This is a genomic window from Vibrio parahaemolyticus, from assembly GCF_900460535.1.
Taxonomy (GTDB): Bacteria; Pseudomonadota; Gammaproteobacteria; order Enterobacterales; family Vibrionaceae; genus Vibrio; species Vibrio parahaemolyticus.
This window is the reverse complement of sequence record NZ_UHIL01000002.1, coordinates 197,253-218,060: the sequence shown is the minus strand read 5'-3', so window position 1 is coordinate 218,060 and position 20,808 is coordinate 197,253. Positions and strand designations below refer to the sequence as shown.

Sequence of the window (20,808 nt, the reverse complement as noted above, 5' to 3'; positions counted from 1 at the left end):
AAACAAATGACAAAAAATGAACTAATGTATGCGTTTCATGCATAGATTGGTTCTAGGGATTAATTGCAATGCACGGCTTGTTCTATGCGTTGACAGATCTGCTCTGCAAGCTGGTGGCTCGCTATGTTGCGTTGCACTGTGCTTGTAGCCAGCTTGCCTGATTCAACAACCTTAAACCAATCGAATAGCATAGCGTGAAAACCTTTACTCGTGAGCATTGGTGTCCAATCTTTTAAGTTCAACTTACGTTCTTGATTGTCCTGCCACAATTTACCTTCCACAAACGAATCAAACTCAAATGCTTGGTTGGCATAACATGCCTGAACGCGTTCGTTTGTGATGCCAAAATGACGATTCATTGAAGCGTGTAGTAGGGTATCACCATGTTGCCATTGCACATCCAGACGCGCGAGTTGTTGGCCGTCAAATTGGTGAGTGATGTAAACGTCTTGCAAATCGGCTTTTGCTACAACATTTACGCTGTCTAGCGCGTGAATAAAATCGTCAAAGATGAACGTTCGGAATTCTCCCGGCAGATTGTGGCGATTTTTCTCCCAACGCAGTGACTTCAAATTAGCGACATCGCCTTTTTGTACGTTTGGCAAATAGTCGTTGTAGAGCGGAATGTGTCGGCGATTAAAGCCAACATAAAGTGGTTGATTGGCGATAGCTGCAATCTCATAGAGTTGCTCTACCTGTTGGGCACTGTCCGCCAGAGGTTTGTCGACAAAAGTAGGAATGCTTTGTTTTAGAAAATATTCAGCGATTTGAAAGTGAACATGAGTTGCGGCATGAATCATCACCGCATCTACACCAAACGCAGGAAGCTGTCGGTAGTCCTGACAGCTTTCCTTAATGCGATATTGCTGAGTTAGTGAAGAGAGGGCTTCGGCGTCTCGGGTACAAAAGACCAGCTCAACATTAGGAAGTTGAGTAATGACAGGAAGGTAAGCCTTTTGCGCAATATCGCCTAAGCCAATAATACCGATTTTCATGTTGTTCGCTCTGTTTCGATTTCATTAGGCGTTGATTATAACGAGCGAAAAAGAGGTTGGTAGAAACGGCTTGTCATAAAAAAGCCTGACTCACATTTTGAATCAGGCTTTTTCTAACTACTTAGGATACGGTTCGACAGGTTTTGAAGATATCTAACTGGCCGTCGTAGGCTTGGGTTTTTACGTCCATAATACCAAGCAAAGAGTGGAACACATTGTCATGCGAGTACTTACCTGCATTTTGTGCTTCTTTGGACAAGCAATCCGTGTTGATGTGTTTTGCTTGCTTAAAGCTTGGCGACATCCACATGATAAGCGGTACTCGTTTTTGGAAATCCGGAGCAAGTCCGTAAGGCATGCCATGTAAGAACATGCCGCTTTCACCAAGCGATTCACCGTGGTCAGAAACATAAATCAACGCAGTGTTGTATTTGTCTTCTAACGTCTTAAGTTTGTTGATGGTTTGTTCCAAGACAAAGTCTGTGTAACGAATGGTATTGTCGTAGGTATTTACGATCTCTTCGACGCTACAGTTTTCAATGTCTGCACGTGGGCAATCCGGTTGGAAAAATGCTTTCTCTTTCGGGTAACGTTGGAAGTAAGTTGGGCCATGGCTGCCAATAAGATGCATGGCTACAACTCGGTTACCGTTCATGTTCGACACTTCTTGGTCAAAGTCACTCAGTAGTGCCATGTCGTAACAAGTTTGACCGTTGCACAGTGCGTTTTGTTGCTTTCTGTCTACTTCGATTTTTTTGATCTTATGCGCGACTTCTTTATCGCCACCGTCGTTTTCTTTCCACAGTAGGTCGATACCTGCACGTTGCATGATATCTAACGCGTTGTCTTGGTTATCAGCTTGTTTACGGTCAAATTGATTGCGCGTTAACTGAGAAAACATGCATGGTACAGATACTGCTGTCGCAGTGCCGCATGACGCTACATCTTTAAAAGAAATCACATCTAATTGGCTAGTGTAGGGGTTAGTTTCACGCTCGTAACCATTCAGTTGATAGTTTTGAGTACGTGCGGTTTCACCTACTACAAAAACGAGTAACGTCGGTTTGTCCTGCGCTTGCTGTAAAGCGGTCGGAGATTGCTGTGCATCAGTACCGATTTCACGATATGGCTGTGGCGTAGTTAAGTAATTTTCTTTTACGTAACTTGTCGCGCTGTAGACATATTGCGTTGGGATGATCATTTTTTTCAGGTAGCTGTTATTGCGACCCACAGATGCGTAATCTTGATAGTACAACCCCGCAATCACGGCAATAACTGCTAACGAAGCGAGCATCGCGACCAGTTTTGTAAGCACAAAGCGTAGCCATTGTCCGCGTTGTGGTTGCAGCTTTACTTTGAACACAATCAGGGCAGGAATCACACCCATTAACGTCGTCCAAACGACCGAATACGTGCTGAGATAAGAGCTTGCTTCACTCGAGTCGGTCTCGACGATGTTGGCGATCATCCCAGAGTCAAACAGCGTTCCGTAGTTATAGCCTGCGTAGCTTACTAAGCTAGAGACCACTAGCAGCAAGATAAAGAACGGCTTTCCAACCCATGGCCAGCTAAATAGGTTGAATAAGAAATTAAGCGCGGCAAAAAAGAAAATCGGAATAGTTATAATGAAACCGATTTTGACTTCGTCTAACTTAGAGAAAATCCCAATGAGTTCTTTATAGATTGGGATGTTCACCACGAGAGCGAAATACAGCGCGAGTAGAACAGTAAAGGCAACGTATGGGATACCTTTCTTTGGAGAATCAATAGTCTTCATAAGTTACTTTCTTGAATAAAACTAAAGCAAGAACGACGCCCAAACAAATAGGGCAAGAAATAGCGCAACAAATACTGCTGCAGAGCCAATGTCTTTGGCTCGACCACTGAGTTCATGCCAGTCATCGCTGACACGGTCGACAACCGCTTCTACGGCGGAATTAATAAGTTCGACGATTAAAATCAGCAATAGACTGCTGATCATCAATACACGTTCAAGCGTGGTAACTGGCAGAAAAAATGCGCTGATAGAAAGAACCAAAGTCAGTACGAGTTCTTGTCTGAAAGCGGCTTCATGAGTCCACGCGGCTTTTAGTCCTTTAATTGAGTAACCGGTCGCATCCATGACTCGGCGAATTCCTGTTTTACCTGGCTTCAAAATTGGGCCTTAATTCTTATTATTGGTTGATTGATGTGTGTTAGTACCGAAATGCACCAAATTGCGATCTGAGACTAATCGGTTAGACGTGAAACATTTGTGAATATGGGGGCAAGCAAAAAACGTCACGTTTGATTTGATGAGTAAGTACTTTGGTTGTGTGGTTTAGACTAATGCTTAATCAAGGTCGTAAACGGTGTAACCTTTATTTTGTAGGCATTTGCGTAGCACGAGAGCTTGTGTTTTGGTGGAATCATTCGCGCCACCTAAAGCGCCTGCACCAGCACCGACTGCACTGCCAGCTACTGCGCCAACTGCTGCACCGCCAATGCCATCTTCAAGAGCACCTGCCGCGGCACCGATTAATGCGCCAGTCATTGCACCATTGGTTGCGTCAGATTTAGCGGCCTCTGTTTTGTCGACTTTTTCTGCGTAACCTTGGCAGTAGGCAAAATCTTGTTCGTATTGCGCTTGGTCAACATTCGTCATGTCTACAACAGGCTTTTGGTTGTATGCACATGCTGCAAGTGAGGAAGAAAGGACAACGAGTAAAAGTGGTTTATACATGGGGTGAATCCATTATCTCTGTGAATTGATGGATTAAATGTACACTGTTTTATTACTTGTCTCTGTCTATGGATTGTATCGAAATGTCGTCTTATGTAATAAGGGCGGATGAGGAAGAAGATAGCGCAGAAACTAAGCGAACTGCGCTTTAACTTTTATCGTTGTTCGCCCGTTATTTAGGCAGAGATACGGTGAAGCAGGCGCCACCAAGAGGACTGTGTGAAATAGAAACATCGCCGCGTTGCAATTCCATAATTTGTCTTACAATGGCAAGTCCTAAACCAAAGCCGCTGGTGCTTTTATTACGAGATTTGTCGGCGCTGTAAAATGCCTCAAACAGGTGAGGCCAGTCTTTTTCATCAATACCGTTTCCATCGTCATGAATGCTGATCATGCAGTGTTCGTCATCTTCGGTCACTTCTAACATGATTTGGTTGTCGGCATAACGCATGGCATTGCGAAGTAGGTTGTCTAACGCGCGCTTGAGCAGTTTGGGGTCGGTCTTAATTTGGGCTTCTTTGCAATCCGTATCTTTAACGGTGATTGGCAATGGCGTCTCTTGCTGCCATTTGTCTTTTAGTTCAAAAAGTAGGGAGTTCAGCTCAAGACTTTCGGTCCGAAGCTCTGTTTCTGGGCGTTCCATTTTCGCGTAGTAAAGGAGTTCTTCGACCATTTCTTCCATCTCATCAATGTCTTCAACGATGCTATTGACGTACTTTGTCTGTTGTTCATTTAGAGAGGAGTCGGCGAGTAAATCAGCCTGCCATTGCAAGCGAAAAATTGGTGTGCGTAGCTCGTGAGCAACCGCATTGGTGAGCATTTTATTGCTGGTAATGAGTCGAGAGACTTTATCGGCCATGTTATTGAAGCTTTTGTTCAATGTGCCAACCGATTTGGCGCTGGCCGTGCTTGCGCGTGCTTTGAAATTACCAGACGCAAATTCGACGGTGACTCTTTCTAGTTCACGAATTCTGCGGCTTAAAAACCAGATCAGCAAAACACAGTAAAGCGCGAAACCAGCGATGAAGAATATCCACACCATGTTGTCGTCGAAATTGACGGCTTGAATGATAGGACTATTCGGGTTATCGCTAATTTTGAAAAAGGGAGTGCTCTCGTCGAAGCGAAACCAAAAATCCCGTTCATCATCAAAGGCGATGTTAGCGGTAGGATCTTCATCGAACACTTCCTTCACCTCGGGTGGGAGCTCATCCATGGTGTAAGGTTGCAACAATCGATGGCTTGCCGTGGCAAACTTTTCTAGCTCGCTTTTGGTGTATTCAAGCCCTTTTTCTTTATAGATAGGAGAGAGTAAATCGTAGAAAGCTTGCGAACTGTGTTCTTGAAGTAGGTAGTCATAATCAGTATTGAGCTCATACACGATGAGCTCATAACCTTTCAGACTGGCGAGAAAAAGAATGATCAGACCTAAAAAGCTCTCTAGATATATCCTTCTCATTTATGCGTTCCATGCATCCGGCATTAGTAGGTAGCCTTTGCCGCGTACCGTAATGATTTTTTGAGGTGAGCAAGACGCGTCACCCAATTTCTTTCTAAGTGTTACGATGCGGTTGTCAATGGTTCTATCTGTACCGTCGTACTCAATCCCGCGTAACGTTTTGGTGAGCCATTCACGCGACAAGGTTTTCTCGGCATGAGTGGCGAGTACCCACAGCAAGTCAAACTCACCGTCGGTTAATGCGACAGGCTGTTGGTTCATAGTACAAGATTTACGTAGTCGGTTTAAACACAACACGCCAATTTGTAAGCCGTTTTCTGGCGCTGGAGCGGTGCTTTCTTTCCTGCGCAATAACATACGGATACGAGCAAGTAACACGCGCGGTTTGATAGGTTTCGTGACAAAGTCATCGGCACCAATTTCAAGCGCAGCGACGTGATCAAAATCATCATCGCTTGCGGTAAGCATCAGAACTTTGCCTTTGTAACATTCGCGGATTTGACGACAAACGCTCAAACCGTCTTGGCCCGGCAGCATCAAATCTAACAAAACCAAATCGGGTTGAGTGTCTAAAATAGCGTTCGGCGCGTCGGTGCCGTTATCAATACAGCGGACGTCGAAGCCTTGTTCTACAAAGTACTCACCGAGCATATCTTGTAGTTTTGGATCGTCTTCGACAATGATAAGGGATGGCTTGATTTCTTGTTCGTTCATGTAAGTGATGTGTGCTGTATTTGATATCACTGAAAGTTAAACAAATTTGCGAGTTATTTCAAATAAAGCTTGTAAAGAATAAGGTTATCCGATGAGTTAATAATATAAAAAAAGCAAACGTTTTGATATAGAACAAATCGTTTGCTTAGTATATGGGAAATTAAGTTGTCACCAGATTATGGTTGCTGCTTGGTCGGCGCGAGCGCAATTTCTCGGATACAGACATTTTGTGGTTGTTGGTAAGCGAACATTACTGCACGCGCGACATCGTCTGCGGCGAGTACACCACCCATATCCACTTTCCAAGCATCGTATCCATCTTTAATGTCTTGTGAAGTGGTGTGAGAAAGCAGTTCCGTCTCTACTGCGCCCGGTGCAATAGTCGTAACACGCACATTTGATGCGGCCACTTCTTCGCGCACATTTTCTGAAATTGCATGAACTGCGAACTTAGTCCCACAATATGCAGCGTGGTCAGGGAACGTCTTTTTACCTGCAATAGAGCTGATGTTGATTATTGTGCCACTATTGCGCGCTTTCATTGATGCAAGTACGGAGTGCATACCATTAAGCAAACCAAGCACGTTAACGTCGAACATACGCTTCCATTCAGCGGCGTCCTGCGTGTCGATCTGACCAAGCAACATTACACCCGCATTGTTGACTAGCACGTCAGCTGGACCAAATTGAGCTTCTGCTTTTTCAATCGCTGTTATCAAACTCGCTTGGTCAGTGACATCGACTTTTTCACATAAGGTGTTTGGTAAATTGAGTGCTTCTAAACGTTCTACGCGACGAGCCACAAGAAGGAGAGGGTGGCCTTCTTCACTAAAACGACGTGCGATAGCTTCACCAATACCTGAACTTGCACCAGTAATAACAACCAGTTTTTTCATTTGTTACTTCCTCAGTTTTCGTTGAAAGCAGCGGTCTGCTGCGATGAACTCATACTAAGGAAATAACTTTTGTTGATATATATCACTTTAGGTAAAACACTGTTGTTCATTAGCAACAATAATTGCTGCTTGAGTTTGTCTTATTGGTAGGAAAAAGGCGCAACTCGTGCGCCTTAAGTGAGAATAATGCGCTGTTACTACGGTGAAATCCGCACTAATCAACCCATCAAAGTTACCACTTATTCAACGGTGAAAACAACGCTGTTGTCGCTACCAAAGCCATTTGGAACGTAAGCATCTGCTTGAGGATCATTCTCCCATTCAACTTCATCGAGGAGATAACGAAATTGGATGTGTTGCTCTTTGGGTAGACGTGTTTTGAACTTAAATTGGCCGCTTTTTTTCACCAGTTTCATTGGCTCTGGTTGCCAGTCATTAAAATCTCCAGCGATTTTAATGGATTCCCATTGGTTTTTATCGAGTTCAAAAGTGACTTCAACTTCATCTTTAGTTTTGAAAAATCTCTTTTTAAGCATGAATCTTTCCTTGTTAGTACAAAAACTGCTCTAACTATTACTCGTGTTTCATAAGTATTTCAAGCGTTATCGGATTCATGCTGGTATAGCTCGTGAAATAACCGTGTACTCTTCGTGCTTCAAACTTGTATGAATATGATCTTTCTGTATGATGAAAATCAGTGTGTTGTGAAGAAATTGATATGTTGAAGTTGAATCGTACATTGATGACTACTCTGGTTTGTTTGGTGGCTATGCTGCTAACCAGTGTTTCATCGAGCGTTCAAGCATCGACAGCATCAATAGAAGCACAAAGCTTTCCCATGCAGCAAACTGCACTTCAAGAAAAACTCGGCGTAAATACAGATTGTGTTGAGCCGCACCACAAAGAACACATGATGGAAAAAGGGCAAAAGTCGCACACCAGTTGCAGCTCTTCTTGCATTGTGAAAATTCCCACGACTTTGTCGCAAAATGGCTTGATGCTACTGCCTTACAGCTTGGCGCTTATTGATAAGCCTCCTACTGAAAAAGCCGTGGTTGTGGTTTATAAGCCTTACCGACCTCCGATTGTTTGATTTCTTCTTTATTTATCTCCAGCACTAGCTGGCTCTTAGCTATATTTTAAACGGCACTGTTGTGCCCGAAGGAAAACAAACAATGAAGAAATTACTTGCACTATGCAGCACACTTTTACTGGCTTTCAGCGCTCACGCTGCTCAATTTGAAGAAGGTAAACACTACAAAGTGTTAGACGTTGAGAAAGCGACTAAACCAACCGTTACAGAGTTTTTTTCGTTTTACTGCCCACACTGTTATAAGTTTGAATCTGTGATTGAAAACTTAAAACCGGCTTTGCCAAAAGAAGCACGCTTTGAAAAAGTGCACGTGGCGTTTATGGGCGCAGACATGGCAGTGCCAATGGCAAAATCTTACGCAGCCATGGTATCGCTAGGTGTTGAAGATAAAATGGTGCCTGCGATGTTCGCGCAAATTCATCAAAAGCGCCAAGCACCGAAAAACGAAGACGAGTTAAAGAAAGTCTTCACGGACAACGGTGTCGATGGCAACAAATTTGACGCGGCGTACAACAGCTTTGCGGTTAGTTCGATGCAAAAGCGTTTCGATAAGCAGTTCAAAGAGAGCACTCTGACAGGCGTTCCTGGCGTCGTTGTGAATAACAAGTACATCGTTATTCCTAATGAAGTCCGTAGCTATGCCGAGTACAGCGAATTGGTGAACTATCTGCTAACGCTATAAATTAAAAGAAATGAAAAATGGCGGCCAAGTGGTCGCCATTTTTTTTGAATTCGTTATCTCAGTACGGTTGTACAAGCTTGAGTTGGTACGCTAGTCATGAATATCGCGTGCGGATAAAACAAGCTAGCAACGGTGATAGCGACATTGCACGGTTGTGCGATGGTGTTTTTCACCACATTGGTGAGAACAATGCCCGTGTTGTTTACTGTTTGAGTGGCAGCTTGTTGCGCTTGATAAGAAACGCAGCCAGAAGTCGCATTGATAATTGCAGTACTAAACAGTAGTTTGCGGAAAAACATATTCATATCCTTTGTGAATGTTTACGGACATATATATGTAGGTTTGCGCTACTTTAAAACAAAACGGTGTTCAAAATGTATGTGTATTCACGAAATGAACAATGTTTTATATGGGTTGATTGGTTTTGTGATCTGAGTACTGGACAGACCAGATTATGCAATCAAAACCAATCCATGCATCAAAATGACGCCGCAGGTGAGCTTATTCCTCATGCCTTGATAGCCTTTGGGATCAACTTCCAGTTCGACATTCCGTATCAGCTTTTCTGCATACCAAACGGCAGCGTATCCGGTTGCGAGCAACAATATTGCCGCGATGTAATGTGTATTCCCTTGTAACAAGGCACCCCACGCAAGCAAAACAAACAAATTACTGAGAACTAGGATATTACGGCTCAAGCGGTGGTAGTAATGGTCGATACCATTTCCCCAGAGCACTCCCGATAGAAAGCTCAAGATAACGGCGCTGTAGGCAATAAAAAATTGTTGGCCGCTTAGGTTAAACAAGGTGGTGTCAGACACGATAAGCAGCAAGCTGAACAGAAAAGGCACTAAGCCCAAGTACCCAAGGCGTAACATGGTTAAACGTGTCGTGACCATAACTGCACTCCTACAGTTGTTGCTCAATCATATTAGTAAGCGTAGTACTCGTCGGAGAGGTTGAGCTTGGAAATGTGGCGATGACTTTGCCTTCTTTACTGATGAGAAACTTGTAAAAGTTCCACTTCGGTGTCACACCGGCTTGAGTGCTGATTTCAGAAAAGACAGGGTTGGCATCGTTGCCCAATACAGAGCTTCGAGCCATCATAGGAAACGTCACGCCGTAGTCGAGATAGCAGATCTTTGCGGTATTTTCTTCGCTTCCTTTGTCTTGTCGAAAATCGTTACTGGGAAAACCGATGACTGCGAAGTTTTTATCTTTGTAAGTTTGGTATAGCGTTTCTAGTTGCTCATATTGAGGTGTAAAACCGCATTGGCTGGCAGTGTTTACGACGAGCAATGTTTTCCCTTTGAATACTTCACAAAGCTCAATTTCTTCTGTTGAATTTAACATTCGCTGCTTGCCTTGCAGAATGTCGGGGCACTCAGACGCAAGAGCAAACGAACTCATGGAGATAAAGCCAAGGTACGCGGCGAGTTTCAGTAATCCTTTCATGATATCGTTCCTTTTGTTTTGAAGTAAGTATAACTACTCAAACGTAAAGGGTATCGATCAAAAAAAGCCGCACAAATGCGCGGCTTTTTAATATGCTTTGAATTTTTATGCCAGCTTCAAATCGAACTGATTACGGTACGCGACCATGTCTTCGATAGTCAGTACTGGCATGTTGTGCAGGCGACCAAATGCAACGATCTCTGGTGCTTTTGCCATCGTACCATCTGGATTGGTCACTTCACACAGTACGCCAGCAGGTTTAAGCCCTGCCATTTGCATCAGATCAATCGTACCTTCCGTATGACCACGACGAGTCATTACACCACCTGGACGTGCACGAAGAGGGAATACGTGACCCGGGCGAGCAAGATCTTCAGGTTTCGCATGCGGGTTTGCCGCCGTTTTAATGGTCGTCACGCGATCTGCTGCTGAAACCCCCGTTGTTACGCCAACTTTCGCTTCAATAGAAACCGTAAATGCAGTTTGGTTCGCGCTGTTGTTGTTTACCACCATTGGAGGCAGTTCCAGTTTGTCTGCTTGAGCGTCTGTTAAACATAAACAAACGATGCCGCTACATTCGCGGATCATCAACGCCATTTGCTCGTTGGTGAGGTGCTCGACTGAATAAATGATATCGCCTTCGTTTTCGCGATCTTCATCATCAAGAAGAAGTACACCACGGCCTTCTTTTAGAGCGATAAGTGCGTTTTCAACGCGAGTAATTGGGTCGCCGAATTCGGCAAGTAGTGATGACTGATTCATGGTTAACTCCTAAATATCACCAGAATCAGGGCGGTATGAGAGATCGTCGTAAAATACGATCAAAAAGAAGCGCACCAGCATTCAACGCGATCTTACTCGCGATACTGGTGTATTCTTATTCTCTTTCATCCGGACTATAACCGTCGGCTCTGGCATCTCACCAGATCTGCTGACCTCGACGAATCGAGCGCTCGCGGGCTCACTTGAAAAAGTATACCGCCGGTGGGGAATTTCGCCCCGCCCTGAGAACAATTAAAAATGTGCCACTTCATTCAAGTTGTGAGGAAGTGGAGCTAGGATAGTACTGCGAACTGAATAGCTTGGAAAGTCGATTCCATCTGTATGATGGAAAAGTGTGCTATCGACGGAAATAATCTGTGCGAATAAAGTGATCAATCTGCTGCGGCACGAAGGTGTTGTAAATCAGACTCGTATGCGTTTGCTTCACTTCGATATGATCTTGCATACCGTCCAGTCTTGTCTCTTCTACGGTAACCGTACCGTCCGACATGGTGTTGTCATTACGGATCAACAATGGGCGGGCACCAATCGGCACTGTTCCTGCGATACTGCCGAGTTTTTGCGGAAAAGCCCACGCATCATCATGTTTGTTTAATCCGTGGTGTGGCGAATTGCCTAAAATTGCACCCAACCCGAGATCTTGAATCCGACCTACTATGGACGCGCCTTTAAGAGGCGAACCGATAGCGACAACATGAGAGATTAAACTGGTGGTTGGCTTTCTGTTGGCGAGATAGCGCTTAATCATCAAGCCTCCCAAGCTGTGCCCCACGAGTACGTTTGCGGTCAGTGGATTAAGCGAATGGTCAATAGAATCAAACAGTGAAGACTCATCGATAGCAACAGTGTTATAGCTGATCACTTGCGTTTCGTATCCGAGCTTTCGCAGCTTTTGGCTAAGAGGCTGCATGACCAGCCCATGCATATAAAGACCATGTAAGATGATGATTTTCATAATACCTCCTAGATTTATGACGTTGTAGGTATCCTACTCTAATTAACAAGGAACTACTTGTGCTTTGTAGTGCATATTTACGTTTTGCTGCAAAGTTTGATCGGTATAGCAAGCGTATCAGCCCAGTAAATCCTGTACTTGTTGTTGCAATTGATGACGATTTAAAGAAGCTGGGCTTAACACTTCACCGATAACAACATCCACTTTTGACCAAAAACGAGTCGGTCGTTTTGTGAGAGCATGTCCGCCTTTGTGGCTGAAAAAAGAACCCCAAAGCCCTTTTAGTGCCATAGGGATGACAGGAACAGGATTACGTTCAAGGATTTTTTCCACACCAGGGCGAAACTCACCCAATTCACCGTTAGACGTTAAACGACCCTCAGGGAAGATACAGACAACCTCACCGTCGTTAAGCGCTTGTTCAATCTGTTCAAATGCTCGACGGTAAGTGTCGGCACACTTACGTGGAGAACAGATCGGGATAACACCGGCATGACGGAAAACATATTTAAGAACAGGCAGTTCGCTGATAGATTTGTCCATCACAAAACGAACCGGGCGAGTAGAGGTTCCCATCAAAATCAACGCATCGACATAGCTAACATGGTTAGCCACGATTAACGCAGCACCTTGTTCAGGAATATGTTGGCGCCCCTTTACTGACACTCGATACATACAATGGCTGAGTAAATAACTGATAAAGCGTTGTGTAAATTCCGGTACTTGACGATAGACATAGATTGCCACGAAGAAGTTACCTATTGCCATCATGGCAAACAGTTCCACAATAGAAAGCTCTAGTACGCTGAGTACAACGATCGAAACCAAAGCAGACACCACCATAAACAACGCATTCATGATGTTATTAGCAGCAATGGCACGTGCACATTCCCCTTTGTTTGAACGCGATTGGATGAACGCATAAAGAGGAACAATAAAGACACCTCCACTGACACCAACAAGGAACAGGTCAATCATGACGCGCAGATGTTTGGATTCAGCAACGAAGCTTTGCACATCATAAAAGTGCACCGGAAGTGATGGATAACTTGGGACTGCCCATAGCAAGTCGACGCCAAAGACTGTCAGACCAAGGATACCGAATGGCAAAATACCAAGCTCAACGTGGTTGAAAGAGAGCTTTTCACACAACCAAGAGCCTGTCGCGATACCAATGGAAAATAATGCCAACAGTAAAGAAACGACAGTGCTGTCTGCAAACAAATGTTCACGCGCAAAGTTAGGGAATTGAGTCAGGTAAGTCGCACCCATGAACCAAAACCAACTGATGGCTAGAATAGACATCCAAATGCCTCTCTGTTTTTTTGCCACTTTTAACGTGTTTTTTAAACCAGAAATCGGTTCAAACTTCGCTTTGTCAGTCGATTGGCTAGGCATCGTTGGAATATTCACACTGCTCATAAACCCAAGCAAAGACAAGGCAATCACGACACAAGAAGCAATTAAGGTACCATTAGGAATGGCTAGCAGCAGGCCTGCGCTAAGCGTACCGATAAGAATCGAAAGGAACGTGCCCATTTCAACCCAAGCATTTCCTTTAACAAGCTCATTTGGTTTGAGCGCTTGTGGTAGCAAGGCGTATTTTACGGGACCAAAATAGGCCGATTGAGTGCCTGTCATAAACAGCAGAACCAGCATCAGCATAGCACTTTGGGTAGCAATAGCGGTTGCTGCGCAAGACATGATAGCCAGCTCGATGAGCTTTAGACGTCGGATTAATTTGGCTTTGTCCATGCTGTCAGCGACAGCACCAGCATGCGCAGAGAATAGAAAGAAAGGTAGGATGAATAAGCCTGCCGCCAAATTAACAAATAGATTAACGGATATTGGTAAGTTATCAATTTGGCTGTATGTCACCATCAATAACAGAACGTTTTTGTAGATGTTGTCATTGAGTGCGCCAAGACACTGCGTCACAAAGTAAGGAAAAAAGCGTTTTGAGAAAAACATGCTGGCTCCGATTAAACAAAGTCGAATGAGATGGGAGCACTTTATGCTCAATGAACGATTAAACCAGCTTTCTCTTTCAAGTGACGTTGCATGCCACCAAAAGTAACTAAATGCGTTACTTTAATTTCCATTTGTTTATTGAGTTACTAATTTCGAGACTTCTGTGTAGGTTTTCTTTCCCATGGTTCAAACAGAGGGAACGTCCAACGACGCATCGCAATAATCAGAGAGGTGCCGTGCTTTTCGTCCATATCGAGAGAGCTATCACTTTGGCAAGCCTGATAAAACTCATCGATGATCTTTTGCAGTTTCTGTTGCAGCTTCTTGTTGGTTGGTACGCTCATCAATCCTGTTGCCATGGACAACTGTTCATCTTCACCCGAAAAGTAGCTTTGGAAAAAGGCGTCTTGAACTTGCTGTTGGAAGAACCGTTGAATAGGGCCGCCCATCTGCCACTTAAATGTCGGAGATATACGCAAACGAATTTTGTTATTTGGCTGTAAGTCGATGATGTTCAGACGATCCAAATGAGCAAGCTTTTGCACCAGTTCCAACTCATTGAAGGTATATTGTTGAACGATTTGTTCAAACTGATAGCCATTTACAACACAGATCGCCACGAGCAGCAGGGCTTTATCGTCAACCAGCTGCTTTTCTTGCTCTAACGTTAGCGACTCTAAACCTTTATTGTGCGCAGCTGCGAGCTTAAACAGTTCCGCCATTTCTAAACCAATCAATTGGCAAATTCGTTCTAAGCGCTCAAGGCTAATGTGCTGACCTTCAGCGAGTAAACGTTTGACGCTTCCTTCACTTAAATTAAGGTGTTGTGCAACATCGACATAATGCAGCCCAGCTGACTTTAGCTGGCGTTTAAGCTCTTTAATTAACGTATAGCTTTCAGACATTTACGCGGTCACCTCATCGTGCAACTGTTTCAGGTACGTTTGCATAAAGGCTTTCCGTTTATTGGCTTCAAGTTTTGCAGACTCCGTGTTCATGGTGTCGACAATTTTAAACAACTTGGTTTGGAAATGATCTACGGTGAATTGCTTGTCGTTGAGTTCGCGCTCTTTAGCAAACATGTCGTTATCGTTGTAAAGCTGAGCGTTGAAATGAGTGCTGACTTGAATGCATCGCGTAACACCAATGGCGCCTAAAGCGTCCAGACGATCAGCATCTTGGACGATTTGTGCTTCCAACGTGTTTGGCCTGATGTTGGCGCTAAAGCTGTGCGCCTCTATCGCATGAGCGATGGCATCATGGTAGTGCTGAGGGTATTGAATACTCTCTAAATACGCGATGGCTTTTTTGGCTGCAATTGCAGAGCTTTGCTTGCGATTTGGATGATCTTTCGGGTAGGTGAAACAGTCATGCAAATAGGCTGCAGGTAACACAATGGCTATGTCTGCATTTTCTTCGTCGCAGAGCTGTTTCGCTGTTTTGACCACGCGTTTTACGTGTTCAATATCATGGGCCGCATCAACTTGCATCTCTTGCTGCATAAATTCCAAAAACAGCGGCTCTAACTTGCTTAATGACGTCATGGTTAATATCTACAACTAAAATGAAGCCAGAAGTATGCCCAACGCTAAGAAGAATTTCCAAGTGCGATGGTGTAATTGAGAATTAGCCACCAGATTGTTGAATACCTGAGTGATGTCAAGAAGTGGGATTAAGAGCGCTGTCACTGATTCCATTTGAAAGGTTAATACGCAGTGAAATGACTGAACTTTCCGAAGGTTTCTCTCCAGACAAGACTATTTCAAACAGACATTGTTATCAGTGTTTCTATGAGTTATTAATTTTATAAATGTGACTCAGTAGCACAGAAAACTTGGGTCTATAGATTGCATTTTTGAGTGATCTCAATTCCATTTTTATAGTTGTTTAGTGTGGTTTTTGTGATCTTGATCATGATATTTTTGCTTTCAGGGCGATAGGATTCCGCGCAAATGGTGAGTTAACTGAGTCGATGATATGCAGGATTTATATGAGCTAGAGCGTAAACTGGTCGAAAATGGCGCAGATATGAAAGGCTTAAAAGTGGTACCCGCGGTCGTTGATGAAGAAGGGCATGTTGTTTATCTGGGTAATAGTCCATCCATGATCAGAAACATCATTAGTTGTCGAAGACAATTAACGCAACGTACTAAAAAATAGTAAAAGGGTCTGACTAAATAGTCAGACCCTTTTCGTTTCGGTTGGTCTTTTTAAGAACTTTAGCGCTTGAACGTCACTTGTTCTGATTGTTCAAGATGAATACGAGTTGTCGCAGGTTGTGTTTCTGCAATGACTTTACCGTGACGAACCGAGTAACGAACAGGTACTTGGCGACGTACTGCATCAAAGCCATTTTCAGCAGGAAGAATCAGTAGGCTACCTGGTTTGCCTTCTTCAATTCCGTACTTGTCTTGAATGTTCAATGTACGCGCTGAGTTGGTGCTGATGAGATCGAGTGAGTGATTAATTTGTTCGTAACCCATGACCTGACATACATGCAGGCCCATGTGCAGCACTTGTAGCATGTTTGCTGTACCAAGTGGATACCATGGGTCGAATACGTCATCGTGTCCAAAGCAAACGTTAATGTTTGCATTTAGCATCTCTTTCACTCGTGTTACGCCGCGACGTTTTGGGTAATCATCAAAGCGGCCTTGTAAGTGAATGTTCACCAATGGGTTTGCCACGAAGTTGATACCGGACATGCGTAATAAACGGAACAGGCGAGATGCATACGCACCGTTGTAGGAACCCATTGCCGTTGTGTGGCTTGCCGTGACTTTATTCCCCATATCAAACTTGTGCGCTAATGCTGCCAGTGTTTCAACGAAGCGAGATTGCTCGTCATCGATTTCATCACAATGTACGTCGATCAGACGGTCGTATTTTTGCGCCAATTCGAACACGTAGTGCAGCGATTCAATGCCATATTCGCGTGTGAATTCAAAGTGTGGAATCGCGCCAATCACGTCCGCCCCCAATTTGACGGCTTCTTCTAGCAGCTCTTTGCCATTTGGGTAAGAGAGAATACCTTCCTGCGGGAAGGCGACGATTTGGATGTCTACCCATTCTTTCATCTCTTCACGTACTTCTAGCATCGCTTTGAGAGCGATAAGCGTTGGATCAGAAACATCGACGTGAGTACGAACGTGTTGTACGCCGTTTGCTATCTGCCATTTTAAGGTTTGTTTTGCGCGCGCTTTCACGTCTTCAATCGACAGCATTTCTTTGCGCTCAGCCCAACGTTCAATACCCTCAAACAATGTGCCAGAGATGTTCCAGCTTGGCTCGCCAGCGGTTTGCGTTGTATCTAGGTGAATGTGTGGCTCGCAGAAAGGCGCAACCGCCATACCGCCTTCAGCATCTATGGTGTCACCGTTGTGATTAAGCTCCACATCGTTGCTTTCAATGCGCTTGAATTGACCATCTTCAATCAAAATTTGCTGCAGACCTTCTTGTCCTTTTAGCGTTACGTTTTTGATCAGTAGTGTTGTCATGATGGTTCCTTACGCTGGCTGTGTAGCCAGTGCTTTTTTGTTGAGAATAGGATTAAGAATTAGGAAGCTAATTGCGCCGCCAAGTACAGCGTTAATCGGTACTACGCCAGGAAGGAAGTGTCCCGCACCAACGCCAATCGCTACAGCGATAATGCCAGCCCAGTTTACGCTTTGGAACTGGGCGGCTTCAAAGTTTGCGTAGCGTTTACGGTTCGTGAAGAAGTCAGCGATGATCACGCCGCCAATTGGTGGAATTGCCAACGATAAGAAGGTCAGCCAGCCAACAAAGTTATTGTAGAGCCAGAGGGCGCAAAGTGTGCCAACAAGACCGTTCGCCATCGAGATGTATTTACTTGGTAAGCCTGTGATGTTGGAAAATCCAAGACCTGATGCGTAGAGCGCGTTGTCGTTGGTCGTCCAAATGTTTAACCCAAGTACGATGATGGCAGGAATCAATAAACCTTGCGCAACCATCACTTCAGAGATGTCTGATTGACCAGTCACCGACGCACCTGCCGCGCCAAAGATAAACATTAACGAGTTTCCGATGAAAAATGCCACCATGGTGATCATCACGGCGCTGCGTGGCTTTTTGCCAAAGCGTACGAAATCTGCCGTTAATGTGCCTGCACTGACAAAAGAGCCTACAACCATCGCGAGAGCCATTGAAAAGTCGAGTGGTTCGGTTGGTTGAACTTGTTGTAGTTCGCGAATACCGCCAACGCTATTTACTGCTTCTATGACAGAGTAACCGCCAAGTAGCGCAATGGCAGGAACGGCGATTGCTGACAGCACCATTAGTGCTGAGATTCCAAAGTAAACGGTCGCGGTCATGAGCAAACCGGAGACAAGGATCAAAGTATTGGTATCGATGCCCGTTGCTTTATGCACCGGAATCGCAAACATCGCGACACCAACTCCAAACCACCCAACTTGAGTACCGCCAAGAAGAGCAGAAGGAAGCCAAGAGCCTTTAGAACCAAAAGAGAAACGAGCAAGAAGGTGAGTAGAGAGACCAGTAGAAGCGCCGATGTAACCGAGGAAAGAAGTGTAAATACCGAGGATTAGGTTACCGATGAGAACAGCGAGGAAAAAATCATTAAAGGAGAGCCCAGTACCGAGAGAACCACCTGTCCACATACTTGCGGAGAAAAAAGTGAGTCCTAACATCACCATGGTTAGTGACGCCACGCCTTTTCTGGCCGTGTTGGGAACTGGTCCAAGACTGTAGTTATTGTCTCCAGCCATTATTACCTCCGCAAAGTAAAAGATTAAATTATAGCACCTGATTTTCAGGTAAACGGCGCGTATTATCGTGATGTAAATTCGATAGTCAATGATAAAATTGAAATTTAAACGTTTACTTGGTTTTGTTTTTATTTTTTATTGTTAAATAACAATAAGTTGAATGGCTTTTTCTAAAAATGAAAAATGTATTTTTACGTGTGTTTTTATGATTTCTTGACGAGTTTTCTGTGTGAAATGAATGTTTTTTACTACTATTTGTGCTTATGGATGAAATTTATCTATAACTCTAGATTGTTCAGTCGATTTCTATGAAAAGAAAACGATTTCATGATGAGTGTTTTGGTTTGGGCGTTATTTGTTCTTTTTTTGGTGTGTTTTCTTGGTTTTATTTGGGTTGGGTAGTTTGTTTTTGTTGAAGTCGGTATTTCTGATGGTTTATTGAAGGAATTTTTGAATTTTATAAACAGTAAACAGTCGGTTGAGGGCAAGATAAGTACAATAGAGATCGGTCGGAGGATAAAGGAGAGCAGTAGCCGCATAAAAAAATAGCCAACCGCAAAGAGTGCGATTGGCTTATATACATGTGAACAAAATCAAGTTCACTAACAACGTCAGTTGGCTAGGTGACCCTCGGCTTAAGAAGGGTCAATTTATATAATGCAGTTACTGTGCCAACTTTTATATGCCCGAAAATCGTGGTTTCTGTGACATACGTTGCTTAAACTTTGAATGTTTTTGCAATTTGCAAGTGCGTTATGCAATTTGTCTCTATTATGCTAATGATTGATTAATAAACAGTGGACTTTTTAGAGCATGACTAAACTCGCCGTTCCCAAAAAGGCGAAAAAACCAACCACATCTGTCACTGTCGTTAGAATAACCGAGCCTGCTAAGGCTGGATCCAATTTGAACTTATCCAGAATAATGGGTATCAACACGCCAAACAAAGCAGCGGTAATAATGTTGACGATAATGGCCAGTGCGATGGTTCCGCCTAAAACTGGCGATTGGAACCACAATCCGGCTAACCCGCCGATAATCAGTGCCCAAGCAATGCCGTTCAGAGATCCAATACCCAGCTCATTTTTCAATAGCTTGAAACGGTTACCTGGAGTGATCTGATTAAGCGCCATCGCGCGAACCATCAGAGTGAGCGTTTGGCTGCCCGCGATGCCACCCATCGATGCAACGATTGGCATGAGCACGGCCAAAGCCACCACTTGAGCAATCACATCTTCAAACAGTCCGATAGTGACAGAGGCTAAAATTGCAGTCAGCAAATTGATGCCCAACCACACGCCACGTTTTTGTGAGCTTTTTAGTACTGGCGCAAATAAGTCATCGCCTTCATCCATACCAGTACCGGCCATTAAGCGCGCTTCGTAGATTTCTCGTTGCGTACTTAATGCAAATTGCCAATCGACCTCACCAATGAGAGTTTGGTCAGCATCTGTTACGGGGAGCGCGGGTAGGGCGCTATGCTCTAACGCCTCTACCGCCTCTGGCAGTGTCATTTTGCTGTCCAACACGGTAACGGTTTCAATCTCAAGTGTTTTCAAACGCACGCCTGAATCACTTCTTAAGATCTCGTAATAGTTTACTGCGCCACGGAACTGTTTGTTTCGGTTAATCAGGTACACTTGCTGCGGCGTATCGTAGCTGTAGCGTTCCATCAACTGCTTTGCGGTTCCGACAGTAATATTGAACGGCAGCGTAATGATTTTACGCTCCGCCCAGCGACCTAGCTCATCGTCTTCATATTCATTCGCTTGGTCGTACAGCTCAAGCTCGTCTTTTTCAATTAAGGCGAGCGCTTCATTGATGATGGATTCTGGTAACGAGTCTGCCCATTCGATCAACGATAAGTTGTCGAGTTTAGCGAGGGTGAGTTTCAGTTCGACTTCAGACAACGCATTGATGATAGAGAAACGTACATCGGCACGCATCTCTGTCAAAACGTCGATATGAAGTTCTAACGGCAATGCTCTCCATAACCGAACACGGTCTTCGATAGGGAAAGCTTCGAGGATAAGCGCAACCGCGCCGGGTTCGAGACCCGCTTCGATAGATTCATTGAGCGTTGCGACTTGATCCGATTCTTCGGCTTGGCCAATTTGTTGGATTAGAGTGGAGAGATCTTGAAACTTGCTCACCGAGCCCCCGATAGTTAATTCGTTTTCATGGATAAAGTTGTGGCGTCATACGTGACACATTAGCCAGCTAACTTTGCTTATTGACCTTATGTTCATTAACCATAGTCAATAAATCTCAATAAAGTGGGCTGTTGATGACGCAGAATAACTGCTCAAGGTACTTGAAAGTGACAGAAAAACAATAG

The 20,808-nt window shown here is 44.2% G+C and carries 22 protein-coding genes and 1 riboswitch; of the genes, 3 read left to right on the top strand and 19 right to left on the bottom strand.

Annotation, left to right across the window (positions count from 1 at the left end):
* Positions 1-59 precede the first annotated feature (59 nt).
* From DYB02_RS17900 to DYB02_RS17860, 8 genes are all read right to left on the bottom strand, one after another.
* On the bottom strand, positions 60-995 hold the full coding sequence (locus tag DYB02_RS17900; protein ID WP_025622774.1) for a Gfo/Idh/MocA family protein: 936 nt from the start codon (positions 993-995) through the stop codon (positions 60-62).
* A 121-nt stretch (positions 996-1,116) separates the two neighbouring features.
* Positions 1,117-2,772 carry a phosphoethanolamine transferase gene (locus DYB02_RS17895; protein WP_025622772.1) on the bottom strand — a complete coding sequence of 552 codons (1,656 nt, stop codon included), beginning with the start codon at positions 2,770-2,772 and terminating at the stop codon, positions 1,117-1,119.
* Between the two features lie 21 nt (positions 2,773-2,793).
* Positions 2,794-3,150 carry a diacylglycerol kinase gene (locus tag DYB02_RS17890; protein WP_005463392.1) on the bottom strand — a complete coding sequence of 119 codons (357 nt, stop codon included), beginning with the start codon at positions 3,148-3,150 and terminating at the stop codon, positions 2,794-2,796.
* Positions 3,151-3,327: 177 nt separating this feature from the next.
* A complete protein-coding gene (locus DYB02_RS17885) occupies positions 3,328-3,717 on the bottom strand; it encodes a hypothetical protein (RefSeq protein WP_005463395.1) in 390 nt (129 codons plus the stop codon).
* Between the two features lie 172 nt (positions 3,718-3,889).
* Positions 3,890-5,176 carry an ATP-binding protein gene (locus DYB02_RS17880; RefSeq protein ID WP_025622770.1) on the bottom strand — a complete coding sequence of 429 codons (1,287 nt, stop codon included), beginning with the start codon at positions 5,174-5,176 and terminating at the stop codon, positions 3,890-3,892.
* Positions 5,177-5,890 carry a response regulator gene (locus DYB02_RS17875; RefSeq protein WP_017447344.1) on the bottom strand — a complete coding sequence of 238 codons (714 nt, stop codon included), beginning with the start codon at positions 5,888-5,890 and terminating at the stop codon, positions 5,177-5,179.
* 176 nt (positions 5,891-6,066) lie between these two features.
* A complete protein-coding gene (locus DYB02_RS17870) occupies positions 6,067-6,786 on the bottom strand; it encodes an SDR family oxidoreductase (protein WP_005485124.1) in 720 nt (239 codons plus the stop codon).
* Positions 6,787-7,025: 239 nt separating this feature from the next.
* Positions 7,026-7,322, bottom strand: a complete 297-nt coding sequence (locus DYB02_RS17860; RefSeq protein WP_025788336.1) for an isoamylase early set domain-containing protein — start codon at positions 7,320-7,322, stop codon at positions 7,026-7,028.
* A gap of 182 nt (positions 7,323-7,504) precedes the next feature.
* On the opposite strand from DYB02_RS17860, the gene DYB02_RS17855 reads away from it, so the two are divergent.
* Complete coding sequence (locus tag DYB02_RS17855; RefSeq protein WP_029805247.1) at positions 7,505-7,879, top strand: hypothetical protein; 375 nt, start codon at positions 7,505-7,507, stop codon at positions 7,877-7,879.
* 82 nt (positions 7,880-7,961) lie between these two features.
* Entirely contained in the window at positions 7,962-8,561 is a 600-nt protein-coding gene (locus DYB02_RS17850; RefSeq protein ID WP_005477286.1) for a thiol:disulfide interchange protein DsbA/DsbL, read from the top strand.
* Between the two features lie 53 nt (positions 8,562-8,614).
* On the opposite strand, the gene DYB02_RS25775 is transcribed toward DYB02_RS17850, so the two are convergent.
* The 8 genes from DYB02_RS25775 to DYB02_RS17805 all read right to left on the bottom strand — a co-directional run bounded on the left by DYB02_RS25775 (position 8,615) and on the right by DYB02_RS17805 (position 15,269).
* Positions 8,615-8,860, bottom strand: a complete 246-nt coding sequence (locus DYB02_RS25775; RefSeq protein ID WP_005463406.1) for a hypothetical protein — start codon at positions 8,858-8,860, stop codon at positions 8,615-8,617.
* 153 nt (positions 8,861-9,013) lie between these two features.
* Entirely contained in the window at positions 9,014-9,460 is a 447-nt protein-coding gene (locus DYB02_RS17840) for a DUF3429 domain-containing protein (RefSeq protein ID WP_005477135.1), read from the bottom strand.
* A 10-nt stretch (positions 9,461-9,470) separates the two neighbouring features.
* On the bottom strand, positions 9,471-10,016 hold the full coding sequence (locus DYB02_RS17835; RefSeq protein WP_025552514.1) for a glutathione peroxidase: 546 nt from the start codon (positions 10,014-10,016) through the stop codon (positions 9,471-9,473).
* 105 nt (positions 10,017-10,121) lie between these two features.
* Positions 10,122-10,778, bottom strand: a complete 657-nt coding sequence (gene ribB, locus DYB02_RS17830; RefSeq protein WP_029806268.1) for a 3,4-dihydroxy-2-butanone-4-phosphate synthase — start codon at positions 10,776-10,778, stop codon at positions 10,122-10,124.
* A 113-nt stretch (positions 10,779-10,891) separates the two neighbouring features.
* Positions 10,892-11,032, bottom strand: a riboswitch (FMN riboswitch).
* 104 nt (positions 11,033-11,136) lie between these two features.
* The gene (locus tag DYB02_RS17825) at positions 11,137-11,754 is read right to left on the bottom strand and encodes a cob(I)alamin adenolsyltransferase/cobinamide ATP-dependent adenolsyltransferase (RefSeq protein ID WP_017447347.1); all 618 of its coding nucleotides are present in this window, start codon (positions 11,752-11,754) and stop codon (positions 11,137-11,139) included.
* 117 nt (positions 11,755-11,871) lie between these two features.
* Positions 11,872-13,725: an MFS transporter gene (locus DYB02_RS17820; protein WP_029806267.1), complete on the bottom strand. Its 1,854-nt coding sequence runs from the start codon at positions 13,723-13,725 to the stop codon at positions 11,872-11,874.
* A gap of 146 nt (positions 13,726-13,871) precedes the next feature.
* Entirely contained in the window at positions 13,872-14,630 is a 759-nt protein-coding gene (locus tag DYB02_RS17810; protein WP_029806266.1) for a helix-turn-helix domain-containing protein, read from the bottom strand.
* A complete protein-coding gene (locus DYB02_RS17805) occupies positions 14,631-15,269 on the bottom strand; it encodes an HD domain-containing protein (RefSeq protein WP_017447350.1) in 639 nt (212 codons plus the stop codon).
* A 433-nt stretch (positions 15,270-15,702) separates the two neighbouring features.
* On the opposite strand from DYB02_RS17805, the gene DYB02_RS17800 reads away from it, so the two are divergent.
* Positions 15,703-15,885, top strand: a complete 183-nt coding sequence (locus DYB02_RS17800) for a ferredoxin reductase domain-containing protein (RefSeq protein WP_005463425.1) — start codon at positions 15,703-15,705, stop codon at positions 15,883-15,885.
* Between the two features lie 59 nt (positions 15,886-15,944).
* Here the strand turns inward: DYB02_RS17800 and DYB02_RS17795 are convergent, their stop codons facing one another.
* From DYB02_RS17795 to DYB02_RS17785, 3 genes are all read right to left on the bottom strand, one after another.
* The gene (locus DYB02_RS17795; RefSeq protein ID WP_020838070.1) at positions 15,945-17,222 is read right to left on the bottom strand and encodes a cytosine deaminase; all 1,278 of its coding nucleotides are present in this window, start codon (positions 17,220-17,222) and stop codon (positions 15,945-15,947) included.
* A 9-nt stretch (positions 17,223-17,231) separates the two neighbouring features.
* Positions 17,232-18,470, bottom strand: a complete 1,239-nt coding sequence (codB, locus tag DYB02_RS17790; RefSeq protein WP_029806733.1) for a cytosine permease — start codon at positions 18,468-18,470, stop codon at positions 17,232-17,234.
* Positions 18,471-19,276: 806 nt separating this feature from the next.
* Positions 19,277-20,623, bottom strand: coding sequence for a magnesium transporter (locus tag DYB02_RS17785; RefSeq protein ID WP_005477172.1), 1,347 nt, complete (start codon positions 20,621-20,623; stop codon positions 19,277-19,279).
* Positions 20,624-20,808: the final 185 nt, after the last annotated feature.